The sequence below is a fragment of the Actinokineospora xionganensis genome (genome assembly GCF_014323725.1).
Taxonomy (GTDB): Bacteria; Actinomycetota; Actinomycetes; order Mycobacteriales; family Pseudonocardiaceae; genus Actinokineospora; species Actinokineospora xionganensis.
Window position 1 is genome coordinate 19,550 of sequence record NZ_JABVED010000033.1, and the last position, 18,159, is coordinate 37,708.

The following is an 18,159-nucleotide window of genomic DNA, read 5'->3' on the forward strand; positions in this document are numbered from 1 at the left end:
TCTAATTCCGGGGAGGCGGACTGGTGATTCCCCAGAGATGCTGCATCGCGTAGGCGCGCCAAGGGCGCCACGACTCGGCGCGGACCGCCAGGCTGTTGGTGTTGCTCGTCAACCCCAGTTCCCGGGCCGCCGCGCGTAGCCCAGGATCGCTGGGGATGAACGCGTCCGGGTCGCCAAGGGCCCGCATGGCGATGGTCTCGACCGTCCACGGCCCGAAGCCGGGCAGCGCCGCCAGCCGGGCCCGGGCCCGGTCGCGGTCGGCGCCGACACCGACGTCGATCGTGCCCGACGCCAGAGCGGTCACCAGGCCGATCAGGGTGTCGCGGCGGGTCCGGGGCAGGGCGATGACGTCCGGGTCGAGGGCGGCGATGCTCTGCGGCGACGGGAAAAGGTGGGTCAATCCGCCGATCGGGTCACGCACCGACTCGCCGTGGGCGGCGATCAGCCGGGTCGCGTGGGCGCGGGCGGCGGCGGTCGTGAGCTGTTGGCCCAGCACGGCCCGCATGGCGAACTCGGCGCCGTCGACGGTGCGGGGGACGCGGCGGCCCGGGTTCTTCCGGACCGACGGCTGCAGGATCGGGTCGGCGGCGAGCGTGTCGTCGACGGTCATCGGGTCGGCGTCGAGGTCGAGCAGCCTGCGGCACCGGCTGATCGCCCGGGACAGGTCGCGCAGGTCGGTCAGGGTGAGCTGGCAGATCACGTGCCCCGCGGCGGGACGCAGGCTGGCGATGCCGTGTCCGTGCGGCAGGCGCAGGGTCCGGCGGTAGGCGCCGTCCCGCCACTCCTCCACACCGGGAACCACCGTGGCGGCGAGCTGGGCGAAAAGCTGGTCGGCGGAAAGCGGTTCACGGTAGGGCAATCGCACCGTCAGCACACCCGAGCCCGCCGCGGGTCTGCCCGCGCGCTGCCGCAGGGCGGTGGGCGGCAGCGCGAACACCTCCCGCACGGTGTCGTTGAACGTGCGGATGCTGCCGAACCCGGCCGCGGTGGCCACCTCGCTCATCGGCAGTTCGGTGGTCTCGATCAGCAGCCGCGCGGTCTGGGCCCGTTGCGCGCGGGCGAGCGCGAGCGGCCCCGCGCCGAACTCGGCGAGCAGTTGTCGCTCCACTTGGCGAACGCTGTAGCCGAGATGGGCGGCGAGACCGGGGACCCCGGAGCGGTCCACCACCCCGTCGGCGATGAGCCGCATCGCGCGGGCGGCCAGGTCGGCGCGGGCGTTCCACTGTGGCGAACCAGGACTCGCGTCGGGACGACACCTCTTGCACGCACGGAACCCGGCTTGCTGGGCCGCGGCGGCGCTGGGGAAGAACGCCATGTTCTCGGCTTTGGGTGGCATCCCTGGGCAACTGGGTCGGCAGTAGACGCGAGTGGTGCGGACCGCGGTGTAGAACCATCCGTCGAACCTGGAATCTTTGGCGTTAACGGCGCGCATACAGCGGTCGAAGTCGTCATGCACCCGCACAGGATGGAGGTCCGGCAGGTGGCGGGGCTAGCCAAAAATCGACTTGACCTGCCACTTGCCAGTACTGTCGAATTCTCGCTACTCCATGTCGGTGGCCGCTGGTTGACTTCCCGGCATGAAGACATCCCAGCAAGATCACGCAGCGCGATTTCATGAGTTGCACACAGCGACGCCCGTCCTGGCCTTGGCGAACGCCTGGGATGTAGCCAGCGCGTGTGTCTCCGTCGCGGCGGGCTGCTCCGCCGTGGCCACCACCAGCGCAGGTGTCGCGTGGAGCCTCGGCGCCGCCGATGGCGACGCGCTCGACCGTTCGCTCGCCCTGGACCTGATCGCCCGGGTGGTGGCGGCGGTCGACGTGCCGGTCACCGCCGACATCGAGACTGGATTTGGCGCCACTGCCACCGACGTCGCCGAGACGGTCCGCGGGGTGCTCGCGGCAGGCGCGGTCGGGGTGAACATCGAGGACTCGTTCCGGACGGACACGAGTCCGCTGCGCGACACCGCGGCGCAGGCCGAGCGGCTCGCCGCCGCGCGCGCGGCCGCGGACAAGGCGGGTGTCGCGCTGTACATCAACGCGCGCACCGACGTGTACCTGCGCGGCGTCGGCGATGAGGGCTTCCGTCTCGACGAGACAGTGCGCCGCGCACGGGCCTATCTGGACGCTGGCGCGTCCGGTGTCTTCGTCCCGGGCGTGGCGGACCTGTCCACGATCAAGGCGCTGGTGGCCGAGATCCCGGCGCCGGTCAACATCATGGTCGGGCCGGGCGCGCCGAGCATCGCCGAACTCGGCGGCGTCGGTGTGGCGCGGGCGAGCCTGGGCGCGGCCGTCGCGGAGGCGGCATACGGGTTGGCGCGCCGGGCGGCCGAGGAACTGCTCGGGTCCGGCACCTACCAGTCGGTAGCGGGCGGCATGACGTGGTCGGAGCTCAACGCCCTGTTCCACTGAGGACGGTGAGCCGGGCGGCGACCCCGTCGAGAATGCGGGCTATGGCGAAAGCGAAGAACTCGTCGTAGTAGGCCTCGACGCCGCCCGGCCGCTGCGTCATCTCGTAGACGAACCGGCCGGTCGCGGCCAGTCCCGGCAGGTCCTCGCGGTCGCGGTACGAGCTGAAGACCGCCGCGGCCTCGGCCCGCAGCCGGGGGCTGTGCTCGCGGTCGTCCTCCAGGGCCACGAACTGGCAGGCCTGGGTGAGCAGCACGTTGCACACGAGCACGCTCTCGTCGCCGAAGCCCGCGGCGTCGAGCACCCGCACGCCCCGGTCGATGACGCGCCGCGCCGAGGCCACGATCGGCCCGTACAGCGCGAGCCTGCGGGCCACTCCCGGCGCGGCCCGCAGCACCGGCCGCATATCGAGGAGAAGCTCCTCAAACCAGTCCCGCCACTGCTTCGGTTCCGGGACGGTGAACTCGGCGACGACCCGCTCGATCACCCCGGCGACCACGGCCTCGCGGTCGCCGACGTGGTGGTAGACGACAGCCGGGTACGCGCTGACGGCGCCCGCGAGCTGGCGCAGGGTCCAGTTCTCCAGCCCCTGCTCCCTGGTCAGGGCCAGGGCCTCGTCAACGATCCGCTCCGCGGTGACCGCGGGCAGCCCCGCGGCGTCCCGTGATCTGGGCCGCGGTTTGTCAACGGATGCGTAAGTCGGCATACATAGAACACTATCGGTGCAGGGACAAGCGCATGGAGCGGAACCTTCCTGGGTACTTGCAACGTTGAACGGCCAAGCCGAAAAGGAGTACCGATGCCGAAGCTACGCAAGCTCGCCGCCCTCGCCGGGGCGGCGGCGGCCGCGAGGAAGTACGCGAACAAGCACCCGGAGAAGGTCGACCGGGCGGCGACCAAGGCAGGCCGGATCATCGACCAGCGCACCAAGGGCAAGTACCACACCCAGATCGACGGGGCGCTGCGCAAGCTGCGCGCCAAGCTGCCCGCGCACCCGACGACGCCCGCCGCCTGACCGGCTGACCATGGACTCCCCCTGGGTGCCGCCAAAGGGGAGTCCGTGGTCAGTCTTTTTCCGAGACGGACCCGTCGCTCACCACGAACCGCCGGTTAACCGCGACCGCGTCGAGCATTCGGCGGTCGTGGGTGACCAGCAGCAGCGTGCCCGGATAGTCGGCCATGGCCGACTCGAGCTGCTCGATCGCGGGGAGGTCCAAGTGGTTGGTCGGCTCATCGAGCACGAGCAGGTTCACTCCGCGGGCCTGCAGCAGCGCCAGTGCGGCGCGGGTGCGCTCGCCAGGCGACAGGGTCGAGGCCCGGCGCAGGACGTGGTGCGCCTTGAGGCCGAACTTCGCCAGCAGGGTCCGCACGTCGGCGGTGGGCCAGTCCGGGATCTCCCGGCTGAACGCGTCGAAGAGCTGCTCGTCGCCGAGGAACAGGCCGCGGGCCTGGTCGACCTCGCCGACGGAGACACCCGGCCCGAGGTACGTCTCGCCTGAGGTGAGTTCGGTCCGACCGAGCAGCGCCGCGAGGAGCGTCGATTTCCCGGCGCCGTTGGCCCCGGTGATCGCGACCCGGTCGGCCCAGCCGATTTCCAGCGACACCGGCCCGAGCGTGAAGTCCCCGCGCTGGACGACGGCGTCGCGCAGGGCGGCCACGACCGCGCCGGTGCGGGGCGCGGCGGCGATCTCCATCCGCAGCTCCCACTCCTTGCGCGGCTCCTCGACCACGTCGAGCCGCTCGATCATCCGCTGGGTCTGGCGGGCCTTGGCGGCCTGCTTCTCCGAGGACTCCGACCGCAGTTTGCGGCCGATCTTGTCGTTGTCGGTGGCCTTGCGGCGGGCGTTGCGGGTGCCCTTGTCCATCCAGCCGCGCTGCATCCGGGCCCGGTCTTCCAGGGAGGACTTGGTGGAGGCGAACTCCTCGTACTCCTCGCGGGCGTGCCTGCGCGCGACCTCGCGCTCCTCCAGGTAGGCCGCGTAGCCGCCGCCGTACTCGCGGATCTGCTGCTGGGCCAGGTCGAGTTCGAGGACGCCGGTGACCGTGCGGGTGAGGAACTCACGGTCGTGGCTGACCACGACCGTGCCCGCGCGCAGACCGGAGACGAAGTCCTCCAGCCGGGCCAGGCCGTCGAGGTCGAGGTCGTTGGTGGGCTCGTCGAGCAGGAAGATGTCGTAGCGGCTCAGCAGCAGTGAGGCCATCCCGGCCCGCGCGGCCTGACCGCCCGACAGCGACACCATCTCCTGGTCCAGCCCCACGCCGAGCCCGAGATCGGCGACCGCCGCCTCGGCCCGCTCGTCGAGATCGGCCCCGCCGAGCGCCAGCCAGCGCTCCAGGGCGTGGGAGTACTCGTCCTCCGCGCCCGCGGTGCCCGCGCCGAGCGCCTCGGCGGCGGCGTCCATGGCCTCCTGCGCGTCGGCGACACCGGTGCGCCGGGCGAGGAACGCGCGCACCGACTCGCCGGGACGGCGGTCGGGCTCCTGCGGCAGGTAGCCCACGATGGCGCTCGACGGGCTGAGCCGGACCTCGCCCTGCTCGGCGGGAAGCAGCCCGGCCAGCGTGCGCAGCAGCGTGGACTTGCCCGCGCCGTTGACCCCGACCAGCCCGATCACGTCACCGGGGGCGACGACCAGGTCGAGCCCGGAGAACAGGGCACGGTCACCGTGCCCGGCGGCCAGGGCCTTGGCCACCAGGGTCGCGCTCATCGACACACACTCCGTTTCGTGGCCCGCTGGTTCTAGCGCGGCACGACGTCAATGATGTCCGACTCGTTAATCCATTCGGGGACGGCCCTCTCATCACCGGGCCGAGGCATGATCGGGAACCGGTACAGGTCGAGGTAGGGATGCTGTTGCGCGGGGCCGGCGACGACCCCGATCCCGATGAACCGGGCCTTCCCCGCCTCGAAGTCCCACTGCGAGAAGGTGACGGTCCGGCCGCGTTCGGGCCAATCCTGCCTGACGTCCATGTTCCCCCGAACTTTGGTTGGATCGACGCGCCTCATGATCACATAGGAATCACTCGAATGTAGTAACACTCTTGGGTGGATCCGGCGGTCACCCTTCGCGAGCGAGGTACTGCGCGGCCACCCCTTTGGGCACGACCATGCACCAGGCGTCGACGACGAGTTCGCGCATGCGGTCGGGGGTCAGCTTCGAGAGGTGGGCGCGGACCCAGTTGAACCGCTCGTCCGACGGGATCGGCATGAAGTACACGTCCGGCTCGGCTTCGATCAGCGCGGCCCGTTCGGCTTTCGGGTACGCGAAGCCGAGTTCCGTCTCGTCACGGGACAGGGCCAGGTACACCAGGCCGCGGACGCGGAACTTGACGCGGTCGTGGACCAAGGCCTCCTCGGTGCGCGGCAGCGACAGCGCCAGCGCCCTGATCTCCCCGACAGTCACCATGCCATCACCGTGATGTTCCGATACTCAAGCCAGGAGGAATCGTAAGCACAAGGAGCATCTCGCGGCAGGGCATGCCGTGACCGCACGGGGAGGCCCGCCGTCGGGTGAGCCAGTGAACCGTGAACCTCAACGCGACCTCCTCCTTGTGCGGTGGTTGCTGTTGAAATCCCCAGCATTCAAGCGGGGGAGGATGTCAACGTAGAGTGAGGAGCATGGCTCGGGACGGAAACATCCGCGTCGGCACCGCTGAGCGTGAGCGGGCGATCGACGAGCTCGGCGAGCACTTCTCCGAGGGACGCATCGACGTCGGTGAGTACGAGTCGCGCTGTGACGCCGCCACGCGGGCGCGCACCAAGGCCGACCTCGACGCGCTGTTCGCCGACCTCCCGGTGCGGGAGTCCGCCCGACCGGTCGTCCCCGCCGCGAAGGATCCGCTGATCGAGAAGGCCGGGACCAAGGACCGGACGATCATCACGGTCTTCGCCATCGTCGCCGCGGTGGCCACGGTGGTGGTCGTGGCCATCACCAAGTTCTGGCTGGCGCTGATCCCCGCATTGATCATCGGCATCGTCATCTTCATGATGTCCTAGACCCCTGGCCTCTCACCCAACAGCGCCCGCAGCTGGGCGAGCAGGTCGCTGCGGCTGGTGGCGCCGAGGCGGGAGCGCATGCGGGCCATGTGGTGCTCGACGGTCTTGCCCGAGATGAACAGCCGGTCGCCCACCTGCTTGTAGGTCAAACCGTCCAACACCAGGCCGGCGACCTGCAGTTCCCGCTCGCTGAGCCGGGCCGCCCCGGAGCGGTCCTCCACGACCGGGGCCGCGGCGCCCGGGCCCTGCAGGACGCGGGCGCAGTCGAGCAGGCCGACCATCGCCTTGCGGTCGGCGGTGCGGATCGCCGCCTGGCCCGCGAGGCGCGCGGCGTCCCAGCCGAGGCCCGCGCCGTGCAGACCCCGGGCCGCGGACTCGACGTGCTCGGCGTCCACGGTGCCCGCCAGGACGAGCCGCCAGCTCTGCGCGGCGTGCGACATCGTGGTGTGGAACGGGCTCGCGGCCGCGGTGTCGGCCAGCGCGGCGGCGTGCGCCTCGGCCGCGTCCGGGCGCTCGGCGATGATCTCCGCGTGCAGGCACGACCAGTGCAGCATCGCCGACCACAGCGGCGGATTCCCCAAGCGGCGCAACAGGTCCCAGGCCTGGTCGAGCTGTGGGACCAGCCGGTCGCGGTCGCCGAGGCGGGCCGCCGCGACGGCGAACTCGCCCAGCGGCAGCAGGGTGAACAGGTCGACCGGGGTGCGCACCAGCGTGGCGCACGCGCGGTCCCACGACCGGCGCAGCGCACCGAGATCGCTGCCCCGGCGGGCGATCCCGAGTTCCATGCCGAGCGCGAACTGCGCGTCGCGCGGGGTCAGGTCGGTGAGGCCCGCCACGACCGCGGCCGCCGCGGGCCCGTCGCCGCGGGTCATCGCGATCCACGCGCGCAGCAGGCGATGCCGGTTGACCAGCACCTTTGCACCGGTCTCGGCGGCGATGGCGCGGTCGAGCAGTGGTTCGGCGAGCGTGGTGGCGCCGCTGTGCGAAGCCATGATCGCGGCGACCGCGGCCGGACTGTCCGGCAGGAGCGCCGTGCCGCCGACGGGTTCCAGCATCTCCGCCGCACGGGCCACAGTGGACAGTGCGGTGGGCCACGATTCGTCGAGCGAGGACAGGATTCCCTGTGCCAGGGCGGTGATCGCGCCGGCCAGCAGGGTCGGTCGCTCGCCGCTGTCGGCTTGTTTGAGCGCGGTCCGCGCGTCGTCGACCCGCCCGGTGCCCGCCAGGCCGATGGCCGCGAGCGCCGAACCCGACCACTGGTACAGCTCGGCGCTGCGCGCGAGTTGGCCGCGGTGGGCCAGTGCGGCGGCGGCGATCCGCGCGGCGGCCGGGTTCCCGGTCGCGGAGACCACGGCATCGGCGCGGCGCAGCGCGGAATCGATGTCGCCGGACATGGCTTCGGCCTCGGCGTGACGGACCTCGTCGACCGGGTGGCCCGCCTCCGCCGCGGCGGCGTAGAGGCGCACGGCCACCCCCGGGTCGGCCTGTGCGGCGGCGGCCTCGAAGACCGCGGCCACCGACGATCCGCCCGCGCCCGCGCCGAGCAGCGCGAGGGCCGCGTCGCCGAGCGGGCCGCCACGGGCGAGCCGCAGGTCGGCGAGCGGGCCGAACACCGCGTCCCGCTGATCGGCCGGGACGAGCTCCCGCAACACCTTGGCGCCCAAGGGAAGCAGCTCGCCGGTGAGGTCGAGCAGACCGGTGCCGCGCACCTCGTCGAGGATGTCGGCCACCTCGGCGGGCGAGCGGGCCAGCAGCCCTGCGAGCAGGTCGACCTCTCCCATCCCGACCTCGGCGGCGACCAGCACCCGCAGCGCGTCCGGGCTGAGCCGGTCGAGTTCGAACCGGAACTCCTCGACGGCGGCGCGGGGCACGGTCCCGGCGCCGACGTGCGGGGCCAGCCGGTGGACCAGGCCGGGCACCCCGCCGGTCTGCGCGGCCACGAGGTCGACCACGGCTGCCGACGGCGCCGCGCCGGTGATCGCGCGCAGACACTCGGCCACTCGGTCGCGGTCGAACGGGCGCAGCACGATCTGGCCGCGCAGCCTGCCGAGCAGCGCGGTCAGCCCGTCGGGCCGGGGTCGCGGCCGGGCGGCGACGACCAGCCCGGTAGCGCTGTCCGCCGCGTGCGCGGCCAGTTCACTGAAGTCCTTTTCCGTCAACAGATGCGCGTCATCGACCAGAAGCAGTGACGCGCCGTCGACGCCGCGCCGCCAGCGCTTGGCGCCCTCGGCGGTGGCCAGCAGGTCGAGCAGAGCGGTCTTGCCGTAGCCGCCGGGAGCGATCACCGCGAGCCGGACGGGGGCGAGCCCGCCGGAGACGATCGCCGCGCACAGCCGCCGCGTCGGGTCGTCGAGGACGAGTTCGCTCGGGAGCGGGTAGCCGGGGATCAACGGTCGTCCTCACCGCGCCGGGACCGCTTCGGCATGACGAAACGCCTGGGCGGCGGCTCCAGCGCGATGATCTCGACCGGGGGGCGCGGCGGCGGTGGCTCTTCACGTCCGCGCTTGCGTAGTACGGGCTCGGTCAGGCGCACCCCCGCACGCTCCTTCACATCTTCCGCGGGATCCGCCGACTGCGCCCTTGCCGGTGGAAACCCTGGATCGCTGGCTTGTCCGCTCGCCGGCCGGAAGCTCGGGTGGCTCCCGTCGACGGCGAGGGGTGACGAATCACCTGGAGGCACTATCCCACCAGCCGGGCCCGTCGGGCGAAACCCGGGGTGACTGGCGTCGGCGGTGAGATGGCCGCCGCCCGCGAACCGCGCGGGACCCAGCTGCGGGCGGGCGGCCAGCGCGGCGCCCCGGCACGCGGCGGTCGCCGGGTCCTCCTCGACCGCCACCGGGCAGTCCAGGCGCGCGGTGGCCAGCGACGCGAGCAGCGGGACCCGGGCGGTGCCACCCGCCAGCACCACCCCGCTGAGCTGGTCGGCGGGGACGCCCGCGGTGATCAGGCTGAGGTCGTCGACCACGGAGGTGAGCGCGGGCCGGGCGAGTTCGTCGAAGAACGCCCTGGTCACCGTCAGGTCGCCGGGGGCGTAGGGCAGCGGGACGCGCACCTCGGAGGCGACGGAGAGCCGTTCCTTGGCCGCGACGCAGGCGAGCCGGAACTCGATCATCGCGGCCGGGTCGGCGGCGTGCTCCGGGCCTGCCGAGAGGACGTGGCAGGCCAGCAGGTCGTCGAGGTGGTCCCCGGCGTCGGGCTCGACCATCGGCACGTGCGTGACCAGGTCGAACGCGGTCTGCCCCCGGTAGAGGACGGCGTGCTCGCAGTGCCTGCCGCCGATGAGGGTCAGCGCGAGCGCCGTGCCCGCGGGCACCGGCTCACGCAGGTGCGCGGCCTCCGCGGCGGCGGCGACGGTGGGCAGCAGCAACACCCCCGGCAGGCCGGCGGCGGCCAGCGCCTCCCGCAGCAGGCCACGACGGAAGGACCCCCAATCGGGTGGGTGCGTGACCGCGACCCGCTCCGGCTGGGCGCCCTCGGCCTGGGCGACGACGTCGGCGATCCAGGCGACCACGGCCGCGGCGAGTGTCTCCGCCGGGTAGAGCTCGCCACCGAGCAGGACCGGCACGCCGTCGCCGACCCTGGCCATGAAGTCGCGGGCGACACGGTCCGGCTCGATCGCGGCCCGGTGCTCCGCGGCCTGTCCGACCAGCACTTCACCTGCGGTGGAGATGGCGATCATGGATCGGGTCCAGCGGTTTCCGCCGTCGATCGGGACGACCTCTGGAGGCCCGAACGAGCTGCCCACGCGCCGACAGACCGCCGCCGCGCCGCGGGTGCGACCGACGTCGATGCCGAGCACATAGGGCATTCGCGTTCCTCCGGATGGCGGCGACTCAGGCCCCAGTTCGTACCAGGCGCGCGATCCCGCACGGCAACCCAGGGTGTTCGTTCGGTGACCCCCTAATCCCCTAACGGGCATCCCCGTATCACCCATTCGAGTGAGTCCCTGAGACTCGGAGTGATCCCCGATGTAGCCCTCGGCCTTGATCCATAAGTTGATCGTCGACAGCCCAGGCCGATGCCCCCGGCCGTTGGGCGACCTGCCTCCCCCGCACGTCATGCAAGTCCCTCGAAATGGAGAAGTCGTTGAGCGTCACCCCTGAGCCCGCCACTGCCCCCACCGAGGCGTCCGCCTCCGGCAGCGCCACCGCCACGGCCACGACCACCACGCAGGTCGAGCCGCAGGAGCAGACCCTGCACGAGTTCGTGCTGACCCTGCTCACCGACGAGTCCGCTCGCGCCGACTTCGCCCAGGACCCGGCTGCCGCCCTCGCAGGCGCCGGTCTCGGCGACATCACCGCCCAGGACGTCCAGGACGTCATCCCGCTGGTCGTCGACACCCCGGGCCTCGGCGGCCTGGACCTGCCGACCTGCGACAGCGCGATCGAGCAGCTCACCGCCGTCGCCGACGTCGCGGGCAGCATGTCCGAGACCGACGGCCACTGCGAGACCGACGGCTCCCTGACCAGCGGCCTGACCGGGCTCGCCGACCTCAACGGCCTCTCGGGCGCCGGTGACGTCGCGGGCTCCCTCGACGGAGTCACCGGCTCCCTGGTCGGCGGCACTGACAACGCCCTGCTGTCCGCGGTCTTCGACGGCGGCCTGACCGAGGGCGTCGGCGCGGGTTCGCTCGACACCGTCCTCGGCGGCGGCGCGGGCGAGCTGGCCTACGGCCTCGACGGCCTCACGGGCGTCGTCTCCGCCGGTTCGGCGCAGTTCGCGGGCGAAGGCGTCGTCGACGCGACCCTCGACGGCGTGACCGGCAGCCTGGGCCTCGACACCGACTTCTTCAGCAGCTCCAACGTCGTCACCGCGACGACCGACGGCGTCGAGTCCGCGTTCGGCGGCACCTCCGCACTGGGCGCCGTGACCGGCAGCTCGAACCTCGGCCTCGACGGCGGCGCGGGCATCCTCAACATCGAGACCGACCAGTTCGCACTGGGCGGCCTCGTCGAGGGCTCGACCGAGGGCCTGGAGACCGCCGCGGCGGTCGATTCGGCCATGGCCGCCGTCTCCGGCGGATCGTCGGTCGGTGTCGACGGTGCCAGCGGCGCCTTCGGCGTCGAGACCGACCAGTTCGCCATGTCCTCGGGCGTGACCGGCTCCACCGAAGGCGTCGAGACCGTCTTCGGCGGCGACGTCGCGGGCCTCGGCGGCCTGGGTGGCGGCCTGACCGCGGGCACCGACGGTGTCGGCGTCGCGTTCGGCGGCGACTCGGTCCTCGGCGCCAACGGCGGTGCCCTGAGCCTGGGCACCGACGGCGCCGCGGGTGGCGTCGAGCTGGGTGGCATCACCGCCGACCTGGCGCTGGCCGCTTCGGGCGAGCTCGCCGCGAGTGTCTCGATCGCAGGCCAGGAGCTGTCCCTGCCGGAGCTGTCGGCTCCGTCGCTGGGCGGCGTCCCGTCGTTGGACGGCCTGCCGGTCGACGTGCCCTCGCTGGACGGCCTGCCGGTCGAGGTCCCGTCCCTTGACGCCCTCCCGGGCCTGCCGGGTCTCCCGGCCCTCGAGGTCCCGTCGCTCGACGGCCTGCCCGTCGACGTCCCCTCGCTGGACAGCCTGCCCGTCGAGGTCCCGGCCCTGCCCGCTCTCCCGGCCCTCGAGGTCCCGTGCCTGGACAGCCTGCCGTCGGCCGGTCTGCCCGAGCTGGGCACCGACCCGTCCGACCTGCTCGACGCCGAGTTGCTGCGTGGCGCCGATGACATCTCGGGCACCACGGTCGCGAACTACGTCTCCACCGGCGGCAGCCTGGTCGCGGGCGCGGTCGCGTCCAGCACGGCCGACCTGGGTGGCTTCCTGACCAGCACGGGCGCCGACGTGGCCGACCACATCGAGTCCGGCTCGGCCACCGTCGCCGACCAGATCGCCAACCTGCCCGCCGCGCCGGTCGGCATCCCGGCTGACCTGCCGACCAACCTGCCGGTCGACCTGCCGACGGACCTGCCGACCGAGCTCCCGGTCGACCTGCCGACCGACCTGCCGGTCAGCCTGCCGGGTCTGCCGGACCTGCCGGTCGCCAACCCGCTGCCCGACCTCGGCGCGGCGCTGCCGGACGTGGGCGGCCTGGTCAACGACAGCCCGCTGGGCGCCGTGACCGGCGACGCCGGCCTGCCTGACGTGGGCGGACTCGTCAACGACCTCAACCTCGGTCTCTAAGCACCGGGTGCGGTGAAGGCGGGGTCCTGGTCACAACGGACCCCGCCTTCTTCACCTTGATGGCCGAACACGGCACACTCGACCGGGTGATGGCACCGCCCTGGCTCGGAATCCTGGACGACACCATCCGCGCCTGCGCGGCGCACGACCGCTCGGATCTCGCCGAGAGACTCCTGCTGCGCCGGGCCCGGTTGCTGGAACCCGGTAGACGCGTGGTCATGTTCGGCCGCGCGGGTCAGGGCAAAAGCCAACTGGTCAACGCCCTGATCAACGCCCCGGTGTGCGCGGTCGGCGACGACGTCACCACCGTTGTCCCCGCCGTGGTCCGCCACGCCGAGACCCCGACCGCGTCGGTTGTGACCGGATCGGTCCGGCCCGCGCTCGGCGGCTCCATCGAACGCTCCGGCGCCCCTGTCGAATCGGTGAGCGCCCGGGCCAACAAGCTCGCGAAGGTCCGCGACGACGTCCTTCGCTCCGAGATCGGCCTGCCCCGCACGCTGCTCAGCGCGGGCCTGGTCCTGGTCGACGCCCCCGCCGTCGGCGACGCGCGGTGCCCCCGGACCATTCGGGCGATGGGCGCGCTGGCCGAAGCCGACGCCGCCGTGCTGGTCACCGACGCCACCGGCGAGCTGACCGCGCTGGAACTGGACGTGCTGAGCCAGATCGTGCGGCTGTGCCCGACCGTCGTGGTCGTCCTCACCAAGATCGACATCGTGCCGGACTGGCGGGACGTCGCGGAGGCCGACCGGCGGGCGCTGGAAGAGGCCGGGCTGCCCTCGACGGTGATCCCCGTGTCCTCGGCCCTGCGGCTGGCGGCCGTGCGGGCCGACGACCGCAAGCTCAACACCGAGTCCGGCTTCGGCGACCTGATCACCCACCTGCAGAAGTCGATCCTGGCCGACCCGGGCGCCGTGATCGCCAAGGCGGCCGCCGCGACGAGCAGGCTGGCGCTCGACCAGCTCATCGCGCCGCTGCGCGAGGAGTTCGAGGCCGCGACCCCGACCACCGACGCCGCCGCGCTCGCCGACTGGCACGCCGCGGGCCGCCGGGTCGAAGAGCTGCAGCGGGAGGCGGGCCGCTGGCAGACCCAGCTCAGCGACGACGTCGCCGACCTGATGTCGGACGTGGAGTACGACCTGCGCGACCGCACCCGCAAGATTCTGCGCGAGGTCGATGACTACTTCGAGGTCGCCGACCCGGTGAAGGTGTGGGACGAGTTCGAGGAGTGGATGACCGAGAGCCTCACCGCACTCGCCGAGGTCAACTCCGACTGGCTGCTGGAGCGGTTCGAGTGGATCGCCAACCGGATCGCCCGCGAGGTCGTCCCCGACGCGGACCGGCTGCCCGCGTCAGTGCTGCGTGAGCTGTCCGGTGAGCGCACCGACGGGCTCCGCAAGCCGCACATCGAGAAGTTCACACCCGTGCAGAAGCTGTTCGTCGGCCTGCGTGGGTCCTACAGCGGCCTGCTCATGTCCGGTCTCGCGACCACGCTGGCCGGTATGCCGCTGATCAACCCGATCTCGATCGGCGCGGGCGCGGCCTTCGGCGCGCGCAGCGTGTTCGAGGAACGCGGCGCCCGGCTCAAGCGCAGGCAGGCGATCGCGAAGACCACCGCGCAGCGCCATGTCGACGACTTCTTCCTGTCCTATGGCAAGGAGACGAAGGACGCGATGCGGGTGATCCACCGGGCGCTGCGGGACCGGTTCGGCGAGGTCGCCCAGCGGTTGCGTGAGGAGGCGACCGCGTCGGCCCGCGAGATCAAGCGCGACCTGGAGGCGACCGCGGCCCTGCGCAGCGGCCGCGCCGCCGAGGTCCGCCGCGGCCTGGAGACGCTGACCGCTCTGCGCGGCCGGGTCGACGCCGTGCAGACACTGCCCGCCCCGCGGGGACTCACCGCATGACGCTGGACGAGCTGGCCTGGGGTTTGCTCGACCGCGCTCTCGCCGTCTACCGCGACAGCCCGCGCGCCGACGGATTCCTGCGGGCGCACCAGGCTCGGCTGCGCGGACCGCTGCGGCTGGCGATCGTCGGGCCCGCGGACTCCGGGCGCACCACGATGCTCAGCGCGATCGTCGGAGACGTGATCGGCACCGACCGGCTCGTCGTCGACTGGCCAGGCGAGGTCGAGCTGATCGACCCGAGCGCCGACCACCATGTCGACGCCGACGCGACGGTGTACCTGTTGCCGCAGCCCGGATCCGACCTCGCCAAACTGCGCCCCGACCACCCGATCGCCCGGGCGACGCCGGTCTCGACCATCGTCGTCCTCTCCCGGGCCGACGAACTCGGCGCGGGCCGCATCGACGCACTCGTCTCCGCCCGGCAGGTAGCCCGCCGAAACGCGAAGTCCCCGGAGCTGACCGGGCTGTGCCAGGACGTCGTCGCCGTCGCGGGTCTGCTCGCGGTGGGCGGGTCGACGCTGTCGGTCGACGAGTTCGCGGTACTGGACCGGATCGGCCAACTGCCCCGCCCGGAGGCCGACGCGGCCCTGCTGTCGGTGGACCGCTTCATCGCGATGGACCCGATGATCCACACCGCGCTGCTGCGCAGGCTGGGACTGTTCGGCGTCCGAATCGGCATCAGCCTGGTGCGCCGGGGAATCCGCGACCGCGACGGCGTGGCGACCGGCCTGATCAGGGCCAGCGGCATCACCGACCTACGCGAGTCGATCGGCGCCTGCTTCGTCGACCGAGCCCCGGTCCTGCGCGCCCGCTCGGCGATGATGGCCCTGGACATGGTGCTGCGCATGGAACCCCGCCCCGACGCGGCGACGATCGCGGCGGACCTGGAACGGGTCCTGGCAGGCGCCCACGACTTCCGCGAACTCCGCCTCCTCGCGGCACTGCGCACCGGTCGCGTGTCCTTCGGCGAAGCGGCGGACGAAGCCACCGCACTGCTGGGCGGCCGCGGAACCGACCCGTCCAGCAGACTGTCGATGTCCGGCGAGGCCTACGACGCCCTGCTGCGCTGGCGCGCCCACGCCGAGGACCCCCGCCTGGCCGACCGGGAACGCCGCGCGGCAGCGGTGATCGCCCGCAGCTGCGAGGCCCTGGTCAGCGCCTACGCACACTGACCAGTTCGAAGTGCCGGATCGCGGCGGGTACCTTCGCGCGGCACGTCAGTGGGGTGTCGCTGCGTTCGAAGACCGCGCGGACCCGGACCAGCCAGCCACCGGCCAGTTCCACCTCCCACTGCTCATGAGCGACCCGCTCGACCGACACCGGTGGGTACGACTCGATATCGCGCACACCGGTGTGCTCCCGCACGAACTGCTGCGCCGCCTGCGCCGCGGGCGGGAACGTCGACCGCCCACGCAACCGTTGCAGGTCAAGGAGTCCAGCCTCGAAGTCATCAGCGATTCCCGCCGCGGCACGGGCTTCGACCTGGCCGAAGTAGAAACCGTGCGGCAGGACCAGCAGATTCGCGGCGTACCGGTCGCCGCCCACGTGTGAGCATTCCCAGGCACGCCCGGGCCGCGCGGCCTCCAGCGCCGCCGCGACCGGACGACCGCGAACCGCGCAGCACGTGTCGTGTCTGCCGTGGGTGCACACGAGGTAGATCGGCTCCTCCGAAGGTTCCCCGCGCGGGTCGGTGAGACCGAGGTCCAGCAGTTCATCGTGATCGGTGAACTCGTTCCACCACAACCGCTCCTCCCGCGCGTCGACCAAGGCCCACTGGCGCGGGCCCGGAGCCGACCTTCCGGGACGGCGGATCAACAACACCCGGGCGCCGATCTCGGCGGCCTGTTCCGTCACCGACCGGGCGACCTTCGGCGTCAGCGCCGAGTCCCACAGCGCGTCCGGACCCCACGGCCCAGGTTGTTCGATCAGCACCCAGTGATGGACCGGCGGCGCACTCGCCCCGATCAGGTCGCCGCGGCGCAGGCAGCCGTCCGAACACCGCTCGCGCGTCACACCGGATCACCCATGGGGACCAGGATTCCCTCCCGGAGCAACCTGCGCACCAGGACGATCTGGTCGGCCACGGGCAATCCGGGGATTTCCCCCACCACACAAGGATGTCCGTCGAGCAGAATGGTCAGCGCGGGCACCGTGGAAATCGGTAGCGAGAGCTGATCATCGGGCAGTTCGAGTCGCACACGGTCGGCCGCGGTCTCGATCCGGAACCGCAGGCCCGGGCGGACGCGCACCCGCATGCCCTCCGCCACCGACTGGGCGGCGGCGACCTGGGCCAGCGGGCTGATCGGGCTCGGCCGGTTGCCCTGCCACACGCGGCCGCGCACGCGCCGGGCCACGTCGGCCGGGTCGGCCATGGCGATGGCGATGGCCTCACTCAAGGCGGTGACGGTCTCGGCGAGGTGGGGAGCGAGCTGGGCCGGGTCTGCGGCGTCGATGCCCAGGGGCAGGGTGGAGCGCAGCTCGACGTCGTCCGCGGCGAGGGCGAGCAGCGCCTCTGCCAGCGCATACCTGGTCAGGACGTGGACTCCGACGGTCAGGTGGGCGGAGACCCCGCCCAGGGCGGTCGCCGAGTGCAGGTAGCCGCGCGGGAGGTAGATGGCGTCCCCCGGGGAGAGGACCGTGTCGATCAGTGGCGGCTGCTCGGCCCGCTCCGCGACCGCGTCCGCACGGCGGTCCCAGGGCTGGTCGCGCAGCGGGTCGCGGTGGACTGGCTCGTGGATGTGCCAGCGCTTGGTGCCGTCGAGTTGCAGGACGAACACGTCGTGGACGTCGTAGTGGGCGGCGAACCCGCGCGACGACGGCGGCGTGATGTACGCGTTGATCTGCACGGGGTGGCCCAGGTCAACGCCGAGTTGCCCGGCGAAGTCGATCAGCGGCGGCCAGATCCGGTGCAGGCCTTGCAGGACCAGCGTGTGGCCGTCGGCGAAGAGCCGGGTCACCTGGTCGTCGGCGACCTGGTCGGCGATCTCCGCACCGACCCCGCCGCCGCGGGTGAACTGGTTCGACCCGACGACGGCGCCGTTCTTCGCGACCCGCAGGAAAGGCGCGCGCAGGCCGCGTCTGGACAGCAGCTCGTCGACGCCCGCGAGGGTCAGCAGGTCGTCGAACCCCTTGGGCAGTTCGGCCGCGGGACTGAGCAGCGGGGACCGGCCCCAGTGAACCGAGGCGAAGTGCTCGGGATCGGCCGCCACGCAGCGGCCGAGGGCCGGGCGGTCAGTGGACCGCCCGGCCCGCCCGCCGGGAACAGTGCTCACCGGGAGCCGAAGCCGCCGGAGTCTTCCTCGCCACGGCCGCGGCCGGTCTCGTCGTCGAGTCCGCTGCCTGCCCGGCCGCCCGATTCGGTGTCGCCGTACGCGCCACCACCGGAGCCGCCGGTCGCCGCACCACCGGCGCCGCCGTCGGCACCACCGTCCGCGCCGCCGAAGCCGCCGCCCTGACCGCCGCGACCACCGGCCCCACCATCCGCGCCACCGTCGGCCCCACCGTCGGAGCCACCGAATCCGCCGCCACCAGCGCCGCCGCCGGTTCCGCCGCCACCACCGAAGCCACCGCCGCCGGTGCCCGCACCGCCATCGGCGCCACCGTCGGCACCGCCGTCCGAGCCGCCACCGCCGAACCCGCCGCCACCGGCGCCGCCATCGGCACCGCCATCGGCGCCACCGTCGTGCCCGCCGGGCGTGCCTTCCGC

The 18,159-nt window shown here is 72.7% G+C and carries 15 protein-coding genes and 1 pseudogene; 6 read left to right on the forward strand and 10 right to left on the reverse strand.

Annotated elements, in window-relative coordinates; genetic code table 11:
• Position 1: 1 nt before the first annotated feature.
• Positions 2 to 1,456, reverse strand: a complete 1,455-nt coding sequence (locus GPZ80_RS30645) for a DNA-3-methyladenine glycosylase 2 family protein (RefSeq protein WP_187224593.1) — start codon at positions 1,454 to 1,456, stop codon at positions 2 to 4.
• Positions 1,457 to 1,619: 163 nt separating this feature from the next.
• Between GPZ80_RS30645 and GPZ80_RS30650 the strand changes: the two genes are divergently transcribed.
• The gene (locus GPZ80_RS30650; RefSeq protein WP_312880664.1) at positions 1,620 to 2,408 is read left to right on the forward strand and encodes an isocitrate lyase/PEP mutase family protein; all 789 of its coding nucleotides are present in this window, start codon (positions 1,620 to 1,622) and stop codon (positions 2,406 to 2,408) included.
• Here GPZ80_RS30650 and GPZ80_RS30655 read toward each other — a convergent pair.
• Positions 2,389 to 3,111, reverse strand: a complete 723-nt coding sequence (locus GPZ80_RS30655) for a TetR/AcrR family transcriptional regulator (protein WP_187224595.1) — start codon at positions 3,109 to 3,111, stop codon at positions 2,389 to 2,391. The genes GPZ80_RS30650 and GPZ80_RS30655 overlap by 20 nt on opposite strands.
• A 93-nt stretch (positions 3,112 to 3,204) precedes the next feature.
• Between GPZ80_RS30655 and GPZ80_RS30660 the strand changes: the two genes are divergently transcribed.
• Complete coding sequence (locus GPZ80_RS30660) at positions 3,205 to 3,420, forward strand: antitoxin (RefSeq protein WP_187224596.1); 216 nt, start codon at positions 3,205 to 3,207, stop codon at positions 3,418 to 3,420.
• 49 nt (positions 3,421 to 3,469) lie between these two features.
• Here GPZ80_RS30660 and GPZ80_RS30665 read toward each other — a convergent pair whose 3' ends face one another.
• The 3 genes from GPZ80_RS30665 to GPZ80_RS30675 are packed head-to-tail and all read right to left on the reverse strand — an operon-like array spanning position 3,470 to position 5,809.
• Entirely contained in the window at positions 3,470 to 5,110 is a 1,641-nt protein-coding gene (locus tag GPZ80_RS30665; RefSeq protein ID WP_187224597.1) for an ABC-F family ATP-binding cassette domain-containing protein, read from the reverse strand.
• 32 nt (positions 5,111 to 5,142) lie between these two features.
• The gene (locus tag GPZ80_RS30670; RefSeq protein ID WP_187224598.1) at positions 5,143 to 5,409 is read right to left on the reverse strand and encodes a hypothetical protein; all 267 of its coding nucleotides are present in this window, start codon (positions 5,407 to 5,409) and stop codon (positions 5,143 to 5,145) included.
• A 52-nt stretch (positions 5,410 to 5,461) separates the two neighbouring features.
• Complete coding sequence (locus tag GPZ80_RS30675) at positions 5,462 to 5,809, reverse strand: MmcQ/YjbR family DNA-binding protein (RefSeq protein WP_187224599.1); 348 nt, start codon at positions 5,807 to 5,809, stop codon at positions 5,462 to 5,464.
• A 212-nt stretch (positions 5,810 to 6,021) separates the two neighbouring features.
• Between GPZ80_RS30675 and GPZ80_RS30680 the strand changes: the two genes are divergently transcribed.
• The gene (locus tag GPZ80_RS30680; protein WP_187224600.1) at positions 6,022 to 6,399 is read left to right on the forward strand and encodes a DUF1707 SHOCT-like domain-containing protein; all 378 of its coding nucleotides are present in this window, start codon (positions 6,022 to 6,024) and stop codon (positions 6,397 to 6,399) included.
• Here GPZ80_RS30680 and GPZ80_RS30685 read toward each other — a convergent pair.
• Both GPZ80_RS30685 and GPZ80_RS30690 read right to left on the reverse strand, forming a co-directional pair.
• On the reverse strand, positions 6,396 to 8,789 hold the full coding sequence (locus GPZ80_RS30685) for a LuxR C-terminal-related transcriptional regulator (RefSeq protein ID WP_187224601.1): 2,394 nt from the start codon (positions 8,787 to 8,789) through the stop codon (positions 6,396 to 6,398). The two genes, GPZ80_RS30680 and GPZ80_RS30685, sit on opposite strands and share 4 nt — an antisense overlap.
• Positions 8,786 to 10,207, reverse strand: a complete 1,422-nt coding sequence (locus tag GPZ80_RS30690; protein WP_187224602.1) for an Hsp70 family protein — start codon at positions 10,205 to 10,207, stop codon at positions 8,786 to 8,788. The genes GPZ80_RS30685 and GPZ80_RS30690 overlap by 4 nt, the downstream gene beginning before the upstream one ends.
• Before the next feature lie 278 nt (positions 10,208 to 10,485).
• On the opposite strand from GPZ80_RS30690, the gene GPZ80_RS30695 reads away from it, so the two are divergent.
• From GPZ80_RS30695 to GPZ80_RS30705, 3 genes are all read left to right on the forward strand, one after another.
• Positions 10,486 to 12,552, forward strand: a complete 2,067-nt coding sequence (locus GPZ80_RS30695; RefSeq protein WP_187224603.1) for an IniB N-terminal domain-containing protein — start codon at positions 10,486 to 10,488, stop codon at positions 12,550 to 12,552.
• 89 nt (positions 12,553 to 12,641) lie between these two features.
• Positions 12,642 to 14,453 (forward strand): dynamin family protein, encoded by a 1,812-nt coding sequence (locus GPZ80_RS30700; RefSeq protein ID WP_222720109.1) that lies wholly within the window; start codon positions 12,642 to 12,644, stop codon positions 14,451 to 14,453.
• Positions 14,450 to 15,625, forward strand: a complete 1,176-nt coding sequence (locus tag GPZ80_RS30705; protein WP_187224604.1) for a hypothetical protein — start codon at positions 14,450 to 14,452, stop codon at positions 15,623 to 15,625. Before GPZ80_RS30700 ends, GPZ80_RS30705 begins: the two co-directional genes overlap by 4 nt.
• Here the strand turns inward: GPZ80_RS30705 and GPZ80_RS30710 are convergent.
• The 3 genes and pseudogenes from GPZ80_RS30710 to GPZ80_RS33530 form a co-directional block, all read right to left on the reverse strand.
• Positions 15,606 to 16,466: a ferredoxin family protein gene (locus tag GPZ80_RS30710; RefSeq protein WP_187224605.1), complete on the reverse strand. Its 861-nt coding sequence runs from the start codon at positions 16,464 to 16,466 to the stop codon at positions 15,606 to 15,608. The genes GPZ80_RS30705 and GPZ80_RS30710 overlap by 20 nt on opposite strands.
• Positions 16,463 to 17,725: a cupin domain-containing protein gene (locus GPZ80_RS30715; RefSeq protein WP_187224606.1), complete on the reverse strand. Its 1,263-nt coding sequence runs from the start codon at positions 17,723 to 17,725 to the stop codon at positions 16,463 to 16,465. Before GPZ80_RS30715 ends, GPZ80_RS30710 begins: the two co-directional genes overlap by 4 nt.
• A pseudogene (locus GPZ80_RS33530) lies at positions 17,722 to 18,159 on the reverse strand (hypothetical protein); the annotation flags it as partial. The pseudogene GPZ80_RS33530 and the gene GPZ80_RS30715, both read right to left, overlap by 4 nt.

Coding starts and splice junctions, on each gene's coding strand:
- GPZ80_RS30690 (WP_187224602.1), bottom strand. CDS start 10,207: ATGCCCTATGTGCTCGGCATCGACGTCGGTCGCACCCGCGGCGCGGCG.
- GPZ80_RS30675 (WP_187224599.1), bottom strand. CDS start 5,809: ATGGTGACTGTCGGGGAGATCAGGGCGCTGGCGCTGTCGCTGCCGCGC.
- GPZ80_RS30665 (WP_187224597.1), bottom strand. CDS start 5,110: ATGAGCGCGACCCTGGTGGCCAAGGCCCTGGCCGCCGGGCACGGTGAC.
- GPZ80_RS30655 (WP_187224595.1), bottom strand. CDS start 3,111: ATGCCGACTTACGCATCCGTTGACAAACCGCGGCCCAGATCACGGGAC.
- GPZ80_RS30680 (WP_187224600.1), top strand. CDS start 6,022: ATGGCTCGGGACGGAAACATCCGCGTCGGCACCGCTGAGCGTGAGCGG.
- GPZ80_RS30705 (WP_187224604.1), top strand. CDS start 14,450: ATGACGCTGGACGAGCTGGCCTGGGGTTTGCTCGACCGCGCTCTCGCC.
- GPZ80_RS30660 (WP_187224596.1), top strand. CDS start 3,205: ATGCCGAAGCTACGCAAGCTCGCCGCCCTCGCCGGGGCGGCGGCGGCC.
- GPZ80_RS30700 (WP_222720109.1), top strand. CDS start 12,642: ATGGCACCGCCCTGGCTCGGAATCCTGGACGACACCATCCGCGCCTGC.
- GPZ80_RS30670 (WP_187224598.1), bottom strand. CDS start 5,409: ATGAGGCGCGTCGATCCAACCAAAGTTCGGGGGAACATGGACGTCAGG.